The following is a 12170-nucleotide window of genomic DNA, read 5'->3' as shown; positions in this document are numbered from 1 at the left end:
TTGCCCTACGATAACTCCACGGTTATGAGTGAGCATGCTCGACGCACGCATTAAGTTCCGCCATCTGCAAACCTTTGTCGAGGTTGCGCGCCAGAAAAGCGTGATCAAGGCGGCCGGCCTGCTGAATATCAGCCAGCCGGCGGTGACGAAGACGATCCGCGAGTTGGAAGAGGCGCTCGGCGTCGCCGTCTTCGAACGCGACGGGCGCGGCATCCGCATCACCCGCTACGGCGAAGTCTTCCTCCGCCATGCCGGTGCTGCGCTGACCGCACTCCGCCAGGGGTTGGATTCCGTCTCGCAGGAACGTTCCGGTGAAGCGCCGCCGATCCGCGTCGGCGCGCTGCCGACGGTTTCGACGCGGATCATGCCGCGGGCGATGGAATTGTTTCTCAAGGAGGAGACCTGGAGCCGCATCAAGATCGTGACCGGCGAGAACGCCGTCCTTCTTGAACAGTTGCGCGTTGGCGATCTCGATCTCGTCGTTGGGCGGCTTGCAAGCCCCGAAAACATGACGGGCTTTTCCTTTGAGCACCTCTACTCAGAGCAGGTGGTTTTCGCCGTTCGGGCAGACCATCCGCTGCTTTCCTCCCAGCAATCGCTGTTTTCCGATCTCAATCGCTACACGATCCTCATGCCGACGCGCGGCTCGATCATCCGCCCCTTCGTCGAGAGTTTTCTGATCGCCAACGGCGCCGGCGGGCTGCCCAACCAGATCGATACTGTTTCCGACTCCTTTGGCCGCGCCTTCGTGCGTTCCTGTGACGCGATCTGGATCATCTCCGCCGGCGTCGTTGCCGGCGATGTTGATGACGGGTTACTTGCGCTCCTGCCGATCGACACCAGCGAGACAAAGGGACCGGTGGGATTGACCATGCGCACCGACTCCATCCCCACCCTTCCATTGTCGATCCTGATGCAGACGATCCGGGAAGCGGCAAGCGAAGTTACCCAGAGGCTCTAGGCCTGCCTAGAACGGCAAACCGACATAATTCTCGGCGAGCGCGGTCGAAGCGGCGCGCGAATGGGTGAGATAGTCGAGCTCGGCTTCCTGGATCTTCTGATCGAAATCGCTGGTATCGGGAAAGCGATGCATCATCGTCGTCATCCACCAGGAGAAACGCACTGCTTTCCAGACGCGAGCGAGCGCACGCACGGAATAGGCATCCAATCCGGCATTGGAGCGATCCTGGTAATGCTCGACAATACCTGAAAACAGGTAGTGCACGTCGCTCGCCGCCAGGTTGAGCCCCTTGGCGCCAGTCGGCGGCACGATATGGGCGGCGTCGCCGACGAGGAAGAGGCGACCGAAACGCATGGGTTCGGCCACGAAAGAGCGCAGCGGCGCGATCGATTTTTCGAAGGATGGTGCCGCAATCAGCGCCTCGGCATGATGAGCGGGCAGTCGACGGCGCAGCTCATCCCAGAAGCGGTCGTCACTCCAGTCCTCGACCTTTTCGTCGAGCGGACACTGGATGTAATAGCGACTGCGCGTCATCGAGCGCATGGAGCATAGCGCAAAGCCGCGAGGATGATTAGCGTAGATCAGCTCATGATTGACGGGCGCCACGTCGGCCAGCACGCCGAGCCAACCGAAAGGATAGACCTTTTCGAAGCTGCGGACCGCCTTTTCCGGAACCGATTTGCGGCTGACGCCATGAAAGCCGTCGCAGCCGGCGATGAAATCGCAATCGATGCGATGGGAAACGCCGTCCTTCTCGTAGGTCAGATAGGGCGTATCGCCATCGAAGCCGTGCGGCTGGACATTGATCGCGCTGTAGATGGTCGGAGCGCCGCTTTCCTCGCGGCGGGCCATGAGGTCGCGGGTCATCTCCGTCTGGCCGTAGATGACGACCCGCTTGCCGCCTGTGAGACCATGGAGGTCGATGCGATGGTCGCGGCCGTCGAAGGCGAGCGAGAAGCCATCATGCGGCAGTCCCTCCGCATGCAGGCGGGCGCTGGACTTCGCCTCGTCCAGCAATCGGACGGTGCCTTCCTCCAGAACGCCGGCACGCACGCGGCCGAGGATGTAATCCTTGCCGACGCGATCGAGAATGACGTTATCGATGCCGGCCTCCGTCAGCAACTGGCCGAGCAGCAGCCCGGATGGCCCTGAACCGATAATGGCGACTTGAGTGCGCATCGTCTCCTCCCATGCGTGATCTTGCTTCAAGTCTCTTCGGCGCATCGCAAGTTCGCAATGGACATTTCGGTCATGAAATTGCACAAATCGAACATTTCGAGGGAGAAGAGCCATGACGAAGAATGTGCCGATCTATGAGCTCTATGGTGAAAATACTGGCCGAAAGCCGGATTTCTGGCTGCATTGCGAGACGATTCCGTCTCGCAGCAGCCTTCATCACTGGGAAATCCGCCCGCATCGGCATGAGAGCTTCTTTCAGATCTTGTACATAGATGCCGGATCCGGCGACGCCGTATTTGACGGCGTTCCCCACCCCATTACGCCACCCGCCGTCATTACGGTGCCGCCACGTCTCAACCACGGCTTCCGGTTTTCGAGAGACATAGACGGCTTCGTCATCACGGTGCTGATCTCGCATCTGAAGGCCTCTCCGGGCGATCGCAGCCGGCTGGGAGCATGGCTTGCCGATCCGCATCTGACCTTGCTCGACATGCAAAACGAGGACGCTGCGCATGTCGCCAGCACGCTAAAGCGCCTGGGTGAAGAGTTTGCCAGCCACCGCAATGGCCGCAACGATTTGCTCGAGGCCTATCTGACCTCGGCCTTGTTGCTGACGGCGCGCATCGCTCAGAAGGCTGACGAAGGATCTGGCCCGGACGATGACGGCGAGCGCCGGATGGAGATGCTGCAGGGCCTCATCCAGCGCCACTTCCGCTCGCACAAGCCGGCCGCCTTCTATGCCGAAAGCCTCGGCATCTCGCCGGCGCATCTCAGCCGCATCGTGCGCGGCCGGACCGGGCACGGCGCACACGAGTTGATCACCCGCAAGCTGCTCGATGAGGCCAAGCGCGAACTGGTCTTCACCTTCGCGACCGTCCAGGAAATCAGCTATCGCCTCGGTTTCGCCGACCCGGCCTATTTCTCCCGCTTCTTCATGAAGCAGACCGGCCAGACGCCCCGCGCCTGGCGCATCGAGGAGCGGGAGAGGCTGGGCTTGTAAGCACAGCAATCTGAGCGGAAAAATCAGGCAACCACCCGCCCTCGTGGTTCGAGACGACCCTTTGGGCCTCCTCACAATGAGGGCTGATCTTTTCGCTTCGCTAAAAAGGCTGCAAAGCATATCGATCACCGGGCATGCTCAATCCTCATCGTGAGGTGCGTAGCCGAAGGCGGAGCCTCGAAGGACGAGGATGGCCCCGAGAGCCGTGAAGCTTAAGGCAGCACCAGCCGCAGCGCCTTTTGCGTCTCCTTCAGCAGCGGCAGGAACCGCTCCACCATGTCGGAAGCGGCGACATAGGCGGCCGGTGCGCCGATATTGATTGCCGCCACGGTCTGCCCGCGGTCGTTTTCCACCGGCACCGCTATCGAGCAGAGGCCGATTTCCAGCTCCTGATTGATGACGGCATAGCCCTGCTCCCTCACCCGGCGGAATTCGGCCATCAGCTCCTCGGGATCGGTCTTGGTATTCGGCGTATTCGCCTTGAGGTCGGTCCGCCCAAGCACCAAACGCGCCTCACTTTCCGGCAAGGCGGCGAGCAGGACGCGGCCCATCGAGGCGCAAAAGGCCGGAAGGCGGCTCCCCGGCGTCAGATTGATCGACATGACCCGGCGCTGGGAGGCCCGCGCGATATAGACGACTTCCGTCCCGTCGAGCACGGAAGCCGAAGCATTCTGCCCGGCGCGCTCCGCAAGCTGATCGAGGTGCGGCTGGATGATGATCGGCAGCGGCGTCGCGGCAAGATAGGCATGACCGAGCCTGAGGATCTTCGGCGTCAGCGTGAAGAACTTCCCGTCATAGACGGCATAGCCTAGCTCAGAAAGCGTCAGCAGCGAACGGCGCACGGTGGCACGGTCGAGCCCGGTCAGCTTCGACGCTTCGGCAATCGTCAGGCGCTGCCGCGTCTCGCCGAAGGCTTCGATGACTTTCAATCCCTTGGCAAAGCCGCTGACGAAATCTGTTTCGCGCATCCTGATCCTGCACTTTTGTTGTGTCCATAGCGCAAATTCTCAACACTGTTTTTGCTGCGAGATTCACGGTGCGCATCGTTTTGATTTGTCAGCATAAATCCGGGGGCTCGGCTCTGTCGACGCCAGTTCGTCAAAAAGTGTGATTTTCTGCCCGAGACCGTTCCATCAGCCTAGTTTGGCGGTGCCCGCGAAGGCTGTTCTCTTTCGTCTGTTCAGAACCTGCACCGGATGCGGGAAGACACTGTGGCACGCGGACGTCTCACCGGCAGTTTTGACCAAAGTGGAAGATAGCCATCCACCTCACACGGCTCTTCGAGCGCCCGCCCTGCGCCGGACGTCGCCTGCTTGCCGCTAAACGTTTCGAGGGGTGCAGGGACTGAACGGGGACTAGCCTGGGGTTAAATTGCCTGTTGATAGTTTGCGCCCCGCTCTCTTCGGCGGAGCTATGAGCCACATCAGTAGCGGCGTTCCGCCGATGTTGAGGAGATTCCGAGTGATCTCTCGATCGAAAAGCCAATTGATAGCGGATGGGTTGTTCAAAGTTTGAGTTGACCCTTTTCGATGACAAGGCGACACTCGCAACCTGCAGCAAGGCAGGAGGAAAAGCGATGGAAGAACCAGACCGCTGGCGTCACATGGCAAGCGCGCCGAAAGACGGCAGTCGGATCCTTGTCACGATCCGCCCGTCCGAACAGGGGCCGGCAGAAGTTGATCTCGCATATTGGTCGCATGGCGATCAGTTCGGTACAGAAGGCTGGCGCGCCTCCGATTCCTCGCCCGGCCACATCATCGAATATGCCGAGCCGGAATTGAAGTGCTGGATGCCGATGCCTTCGGCCAATCCCAATCGCACCTCGATGCCCTCGCCTTGGGAAGGCGGCGACGCCCAGCAGCTCGACGGATCAGGGATTTAAGAGCTCGCGCCGCCATGTCGCGCAGATTCGATGCGCGGTGAGTGGTAAAATCAAAATCGAGTGGAGCTATCCACAACCGTTCTTCGCGATGGAAATACAAGCGCATCGAGTTGATGCGAATTCCATACCGGACGTGGAACAGCAATGATCTACGTTACCCGCGATGACGTCGAGAAAATGTCAGTGGCTGACAAGATCGTCGTTCTCAGCGGCAACAGGGTTGAACTGAAAACAAGTGGGAACAATGGTTAAACTTCGGCTCACGCGCTAGGATCCGAATGCTGGCGAGCCGGCGTGATATGGCTGGAGAGGAAATGGTCCAGATAGGCCGCTCAAATGCCAATGCTGTCGGGGCAGCTGATAGTAAGCATTTGGACGGAGGAACTGTCATTCAGCTGAATCGAACGAACCTCCGACGACAACGATGAATTTCGCGCTTGAATGGCGGTGATCGCTCGTCGCAGTCGATTTTGCCATCCCAGGCGACGGGCTGAGGTGTTGCGCCAGCAAATATTATCGAGACTCGACACTTTCCATTTAGCTCTAACTTTGGGGGCGGAGTCGCCGCCGCTTCTAAGATCTCCTAAGAGTCGCCCCGCCGTGGCTCGCCACAGCGGGGACAGCTAATTTCATCCGTCTTTTTCTAAGCCGGCAACTGGAAGGCCCAATTGGCAATCAGTACGATGGCTAGGCCGCCGACCAAGGCCAGGTACGGCAGAATTCCTGCTTTCTTCACGCCCAGATCTTGGCCGACAAGACCCAGATCGTCCATGGCGCCGGCCGGAAACTTGCCGCCGTCACGGACATAGTGCCTGTAGGCGAAAACCGGCAGGATCAATGCGGCAAAAGCAAAGCCTATCCAGAGTGCGTTCGCATAGCCCCAGACCTTGGCGCCGGCACCGAGGAAGAGCGCATTGACGAAAGCGAGAACGGTGTTGAGGCCGATCAGCCAGGAAGGTGCCTTCCACGGGCGCTCTACATGGCCGGAATCCATGCGGTGGATCCAACCGGAGTTAAGATTGAGGAAGTTGAAGATGATGTATCCGACGTTGGAGACGGCGAGCACGAAGAAGTAGCCGCTGGTGTCGGACGCAATAGCGAGAAGCGAGAGGTTGAAGGCAAAATCCGTCCACATCGCCCTGGTCGGTGCGCCATGCTCGTTCACATGGTCGAGATACTTCGGCAGCCAGCCGTCCTTCGAGCCCTGATAGAGCGTGCGGGACGAGCCGGCCATGGCTGTCATGATGGCCAAAAAGAGCGCCATGATCATCAGGATGACAAGGAGCTGGGTGACGACGCGGCCGGCGCCGATCAGGCCGCCGAGCGCTTCGGCAACGCCGGTGCCGTCGACGATACCGGGCGCCAGCATGCCTGCATGACCGAGCACGCCCTGGAAGGCGAACGGCACGAGGAAGAAGAAGATGCAGCAGGCAAGACCGGAATAGAAGATGGCCTTGAAGGTGTCCGTCTTCGGGTTCTTCAGTTCCCGCGTATAGCAAACGGCCGTTTCGAACCCGTAGGTCGACCAGGCTGCAATATATAGACCGCCGAGGAAAAGCGTCCAGCCACCATTGCTCCATGTCCCGTCCGTGCCGGCATAGGCGGCGGTCGGCGGCAGCAAGCCGGTGACGTTGCTGGAGGCGATCTGGCCGCTGACGATCGGATAGATACCGATGATGAGCAACGGCACGAGGACGATGATCGCCAGCCACTTCTGCACGCTTGCCGTCTCGGAGATACCGCGATGCTGGATCGCGAATATGACCAGCATCAGGATGCCGCCGATGAAGAAGGTGGCATTGATGTTGGCCGTGGCAAGGAAGGGAATGTTGAAGCTGACGAGCGACCAGTTGCGAATGGCAGGCGTGAATGCCGCAACGCCATCAGCGCTCAGAAGCGCTTTTACCGCATCTTGCGGAGAGGTGCCGGCATGCGCAGCGATATATTCTGCGACCCTCGGGCTATCGGCGGTGATAGACGTCGCATGCGCACTGATCCAGCTGAGAACAGCTTGCGAATCCGCCGCCGGGATCGGGAAAAAGGCATTGAGAATATAGCCGGCTGCAATGGCGCAGCCGAGCGACAGGACCGGCGACCAGGCAAACCAGTTGCACCACACCGAAAGCGGAGCGATGAATTTCGAGTAACGCAGCCAGGCCGTCGCACCATAAACCGAGGCGCCGCCCGACTTGTTGCCGAACATGCCGGCAATTTCCGCATAGGTAAAGGATTGCAGGAACCCCATGATCATCGAAATGATCCAGACGACGAAGGCGAGTTTGCCCGTCGTGCCGGCGATGCCGCCGATGGAGAAAAGAACGAGCGGCGGCACACCTGCAGCCACCCAGAACGCGCCCTTCCAGTCGAGCGCGCGTATAAGTTTACCCTCGGTGCCAGCAGAAACGCCGGCGTCCACAATATCCGTCATCGGTGATATTCCCCATCTTTGTTCCGGACGTATCTCTCGTACGTCTCCCTGAACGTGCCTCCCATGGCATTGCGGGCTTGCTGGAGGTTTTCGAGAGCCGCGTCTGTGCGCGGATTTCCAGAGGCAAGACCTTTATGCATAGTGAAGATATTTTCTTTTTAGTCAACATCACTTTACTTTCCGGCGGCATTTTGTCAGCATGATTCCGGTGTGGTGAGGCACATCATTTTCCCGAGAGGGCTACATGCGAGATCTCCATCCGCCGATCGCCGGAATACGGCCCATTTCGGTAAGTACTGTTCGTTATCCAGGCATTCCGACGCTACCACACGACACGGAACGCTATCGTTGCAAGGGGGGCGGAACGCTGGTCGTGCGTGTGGAGCCGGGCGACCGTGCGACGCTGAGCGACTGCGAGGGCGGTCAGGTATGCGAGCTCTCCTTCCTCGACGAGAAGGGCCGTTTTCAGTCCGCCGGATTGGGCACCGCCTTCACCTGCGCCGCCGAAGGATTGAAATCCATCCTGTCCTCCAAGGAGGAAAGCGCTTCGCGCGTGCGTGCGGCATTGCAGCGGCGCGGCGCCGATCTCGCCTCCGCAGGGGCGCTGCGTGTCTTCGGCCAGGCTTCGCCACCGGGCAGCACGGCAGAATTTACCATTGCTCTGAAAGGTCTGCTGATCGTCTGCGCTCCGGGCGCGCCCATGTCGCCCGAGGCGCAGGACACCGCAACGCCGTTGGAAATCAGGATCCGGCGCACCACGATCCTGCAGGACTACACCTCTGCCCTGCCCGAACCCTTGGCCGACCCCATAGAGGATATCCGCATCAGAGCGGCAACCGCCTCGGCCTATTTCGTTCGCGCCGGAGAATTCATCCAGATCATCGACGTTTACGGGCGGCAGTGCACGGACTTCCAGGCCTTTTCTGCCCGCAAGGTGGACAAGGGGCTTGATCTTGCGCTCGACTCCACCGTCACGCGCACCCTGCTCGGCCGCAGCTATCCAACTCCTGGTCTGCCATCGAAAGCTTTCGACCGGGATTTCGAACCGCTGGTGGAAATCGTCCAGGATACGGTCGGCCGGCACGACGCCTTCGCCACGGCCTGCAATTCACGCTATTACGATGATATTGGCTATCCCGGCCATGTGAACTGCACCGACAACTTCAATGCGGTACTCGCTCCTTACGGCATTCCCGGCCGCAAAGGCTGGGAGGCACTCAACTACTTCTACAACACCAACGTCGATCACAATAATCAGCTTTATCTCGACGAACCCTGGTCGCGGCCGGGCGATTATGTGCTGATGCGCGCGCTGACCGATCTTGTTTGCGTCTCCTCCTCCTGCCCCGACGATATCGACGCGGCCAACGGCTGGGATCCGACCGACATTCATGTCCGCACCTTTTCCGGCAAAGAGAAATTCACACGAGCGGTGGCCTATCGCATGACCCCTGACGCTGACCCCGAACTGACGCGGGAAACCGCATTCCATTCTCGCCTTTCAGCCTTGACGCGGGATTACACAGAATATCGCGGCTTCTGGCTGCCGAACCGCTTCTCCTCCGAAGGACCGATCGAGGAATATTGGGCCTGCCGCGAACGCGCCGTCGTCATCGACCTCTCGCCGCTGCGCAAGTTCGAGGTGACCGGACCGGACGCGGAAGAGTTGCTGCAATATTGCCTGACCCGCGATGTCCGCAAGCTTTCGACCGGCCAGGTCGTCTATTCCGCCATGTGCTACGAACATGGCGGCATGATCGACGACGGCACGCTGTTTCGTCTCGGTGACAAGAATTTCCGCTGGATCGGCGGCGATGACTATAGCGGCATCTGGCTGCGCGAACAGGCGGAGAAGAAAGGTTTCAAGGCCTGGGTCCGCTCCTCCACGGACCAGATGCACAACATCGCGCTGCAAGGCCCGAAGAGCCGCGACATCCTGAAGGAGATCATCTGGACGGCGCCGCGCCAGCCGACGATCGGCGAACTCGAGTGGTTTCGTTTCGCGGTGGGCCGTATCGGCCACTTCGAAGGCGCGCCGGTCGTTGTCTCACGCACCGGCTATACCGGCGAGCTCGGCTACGAGATCTTCTGCCACCCGAAGGATGCTTCGGCCGTCTTCGATGCCGTCTGGAAAGCCGGCGAGCCATTTGGGCTGAGGCCCATGGGTCTGGAGGCGCTCGACATGGTGCGCATCGAGGCAGGCTTGATCTTTGCCCATGATGAATTCGACGATCAGACCGATCCCTTCGAGGCCGGTATCGGCTTCAGCGTGCCGTTGAAATCCAAGCAGGATGATTTCATCGGCCGCGAGGCGCTGATCAGGCGAAAGGAAAATCCGCGCCACCTGATGGTGGGGCTCGATGTAGAAGCCAATGAGGCGGTCGGCCACGGCGATTGCATCCATATCGGCCGTGCCCAGATCGGCGTCGTCACCAGCGCGACACGCTCGCCGATCCTCGGCAAGACGATCGCACTTGCCCGTGTCGACGTCACGCATGCGGCGGTAGGCACCAAGGTCGAAATCGGCAAGCTCGATGGCCACCAGAAGCGGTTGCCGGCTACGATCGTGCCGCTTTCCCACTACGACCCGCAGAAGACGCGGCCACGCTCCTAGTCTGTCTTCCTCTGCGCGTTCGAGATCGCGCGCGCGGCTTCTTCTGAAGAGTTTGCAAGCGAGCGCATTTCCGCGGCCAAGACCGCAAAACCGGACCCTGCCGTTCCGGCTCTTGCGGCCTCGATGCCGGCATTGACCGCAAGGAGCTTCAGGTAGCGCAGCGACTGCAGGATCTCGTTGGTCTTGGAAGCTGTGACCCGCATGCCCGAGGTTTGCTCGTCGATACGCTGATAGAGCGACTCGATGTTGATGATGCTGCCCTCGAGATAGAGCAGCTCCCCGGCCTCGTCCCAGACGCCGCCGCCTGTCTCCGTCACCCAGACGAGATGGCCGTCGCGGTGACGGATCCGATATTCCATCGTCCAGTCCGTGCGGCTCTCCAACGCCCTGCCGACGACCTCGTCCATGAGTGGAACATCCTCCTCGTACATGATGGAGGTGAAGGTCCGCGCGCGGTTGCCGACGATCTCGTCGACGGGATAGCCGAAGATGCGTTCGATGCCGTCGGTCATGTCAAGCATCGTGTAGTTCTCGTCAGCACGGCAACGATAAAGGAAGCCGCTCATGCGTCCAAGGACGCTGGTTTGAAAATCCATGAAGGCCGTACCCGAAGGAAAAGTTGCTGATCAAATTGCTTCATCTCAACTCAAACAGGCCGGCAGGGATCGGCTTCAGCCTCCCCTGCCGGTTTACGCGGAAATGTGCCGGGCGCATCAGTTGCGCAGATATTCTTCCATCGAGTCGTCGAGCGCATCGACCCAGGGCGTATGGTGTTTCGGCGACATATTGCCGGTCATCAACGAGCGATAGGCGTGGTCGCGGAAGCCCATGATATTCTCCGCCTTGTGGTGCTCCCATTCCATGAAAGTCTTGTTCGTGCCTTCGATATCGAAGCTCGGATAATCGGTCTCGGCGAGCAATTCCTTCACATAGTCGCCCTGGTACCAGATCATCTGCTCGGCATCCTCGAGCGTTTCCTCACGCGCACGCCACTTGTCGAAATTCGCCTGCAGCTCGTCTTCCGGCGGCAACTTGATGCGGCCCAACATGACATCGCGCGCCCACCAGGCCTGCACGTCGAACATGTTGAAGGTGTAGAACTGATCCTGCATGCCGATGTAGAACAGCTGCGGATTCTTGTCGAAGATCACGCCCTTGTAGAGATGATCGGCCCAGAGGCGGTTGGCCGTCTTCAGCCGCAACTCATCCGGCAGGAACGGAAAATGATGGTGATAGCCGGTGCAGAGGATCAGTGCGTCGACCTCCTTGGAAGAGCCGTCGAGGAAGTGGGCCGTCTTGTTCTCGAGCCGCGTCAGCAGCGGCCGCTCCTCGAAATTCCCGGGCCATTTGAAGCCCATCGGCTTGGAACGATAGCTCGTCGTGACCGATTTCGCGCCGTATTTCCAGCATTGCGAACCGATATCTTCGGCTGAATAGCTGCGGCCCACGAGCAACACGTCTTTGCCCTTGAATTCCACCGCATCGCGGAAGTCATGCGCATGCAATACGCGGCCGTTGAAGGTCTTCACGCCTTCGAAATAGGGAACATTCGGCGTCGAGAAGTGGCCGCTAGCGACCACGACGTAATCGAACTCCTCGTCATACATCCGGTCCTGGGCGCGATCATGCGCCGTCACGGTGAACTTCTTCGTTTCCTCGTCAAAGCGCACCATGCGCACGGGGGTGCTGAAACGCACCCATTTGCGCACGTCGGCTTTCTCGACACGGCCCTTGATATAATCCCAGAGTACGGCGCGCGGCGGATAGGAGGCGATCGGCTTGCCAAAATGCTCTTCGAAAGAATAGTCAGCAAATTCCAGGCATTCCTTGGGGCCGTTCGACCAGAGGTATCGATACATGCTGCCGTGGACGGGCTCGCCATATTCGTCGAGGCCGGTGCGCCATGTGTAATTCCACAGCCCACCCCAGTCGGACTGCTTTTCGTAGCAGACGATTTCCGGAATCTCGGCACCCTTCTGCGCTGCCGATTGGAAGGCCCGCAACTGGGCAAGCCCCGAAGGTCCGGCACCGATAACGGCAACTCTTGTCATGAAGCATTCCCCTTCTCGATTGTATCGAATTTTTATCGCATGCGGTCGTTCGGCC

At 59.8% G+C, this 12170-nt stretch carries 9 protein-coding genes; 4 read left to right on the top strand and 5 right to left on the bottom strand.

Annotated elements, in window-relative coordinates; all coding sequences use genetic code 11:
* Nucleotides 1-34 precede the first annotated feature (34 nt).
* Nucleotides 35-961 (top strand): pca operon transcription factor PcaQ, encoded by a 927-nt coding sequence (gene pcaQ, locus QD409_RS02755; protein ID WP_092845339.1) that lies wholly within the window; start codon nt 35-37, stop codon nt 959-961.
* Between the two features lie 6 nt (nt 962-967).
* Here the strand turns inward: pcaQ and pobA are convergent, their stop codons facing one another.
* The gene (gene pobA, locus QD409_RS02750) at nt 968-2140 is read right to left on the bottom strand and encodes a 4-hydroxybenzoate 3-monooxygenase (protein ID WP_092845337.1); all 1173 of its coding nucleotides are present in this window, start codon (nt 2138-2140) and stop codon (nt 968-970) included.
* 112 nt (nt 2141-2252) lie between these two features.
* Between pobA and QD409_RS02745 the strand changes: the two genes are divergently transcribed.
* Nucleotides 2253-3140: a helix-turn-helix domain-containing protein gene (locus tag QD409_RS02745; protein ID WP_092845335.1), complete on the top strand. Its 888-nt coding sequence runs from the start codon at nt 2253-2255 to the stop codon at nt 3138-3140.
* Nucleotides 3141-3352: 212 nt separating this feature from the next.
* Here the strand turns inward: QD409_RS02745 and QD409_RS02740 are convergent, their stop codons facing one another.
* On the bottom strand, nt 3353-4108 hold the full coding sequence (locus QD409_RS02740) for an IclR family transcriptional regulator (protein ID WP_092845333.1): 756 nt from the start codon (nt 4106-4108) through the stop codon (nt 3353-3355).
* 608 nt (nt 4109-4716) lie between these two features.
* On the opposite strand from QD409_RS02740, the gene QD409_RS02735 reads away from it, so the two are divergent.
* The gene (locus QD409_RS02735) at nt 4717-5022 is read left to right on the top strand and encodes a hypothetical protein (protein ID WP_092845331.1); all 306 of its coding nucleotides are present in this window, start codon (nt 4717-4719) and stop codon (nt 5020-5022) included.
* Between the two features lie 643 nt (nt 5023-5665).
* Here the strand turns inward: QD409_RS02735 and QD409_RS02730 are convergent.
* Complete coding sequence (locus tag QD409_RS02730; RefSeq protein ID WP_092845329.1) at nt 5666-7450, bottom strand: APC family permease; 1785 nt, start codon at nt 7448-7450, stop codon at nt 5666-5668.
* Between the two features lie 244 nt (nt 7451-7694).
* Between QD409_RS02730 and QD409_RS02725 the strand changes: the two genes are divergently transcribed.
* Nucleotides 7695-10064: a DUF1989 domain-containing protein gene (locus QD409_RS02725; protein WP_430761888.1), complete on the top strand. Its 2370-nt coding sequence runs from the start codon at nt 7695-7697 to the stop codon at nt 10062-10064.
* Here the strand turns inward: QD409_RS02725 and QD409_RS02720 are convergent.
* Together QD409_RS02720 and QD409_RS02715 are read right to left on the bottom strand one after the other, a co-directional pair.
* Complete coding sequence (locus QD409_RS02720) at nt 10061-10660, bottom strand: methyl-accepting chemotaxis protein (protein ID WP_092845325.1); 600 nt, start codon at nt 10658-10660, stop codon at nt 10061-10063. The two genes, QD409_RS02725 and QD409_RS02720, sit on opposite strands and share 4 nt — an antisense overlap.
* Nucleotides 10661-10777: 117 nt before the next feature.
* On the bottom strand, nt 10778-12115 hold the full coding sequence (locus tag QD409_RS02715; protein WP_092845323.1) for an NAD(P)-binding domain-containing protein: 1338 nt from the start codon (nt 12113-12115) through the stop codon (nt 10778-10780).
* Nucleotides 12116-12170 lie beyond the last annotated feature (55 nt).

The sequence above is a fragment of the Rhizobium sp. BR 315 genome, from assembly GCF_050577975.1.
GTDB lineage: Bacteria > Pseudomonadota > Alphaproteobacteria > Rhizobiales > Rhizobiaceae > Rhizobium > Rhizobium miluonense.
The sequence above is the reverse complement of the archived record's forward strand: the minus strand, read 5'-3'. Positions and strand labels throughout refer to the sequence as shown.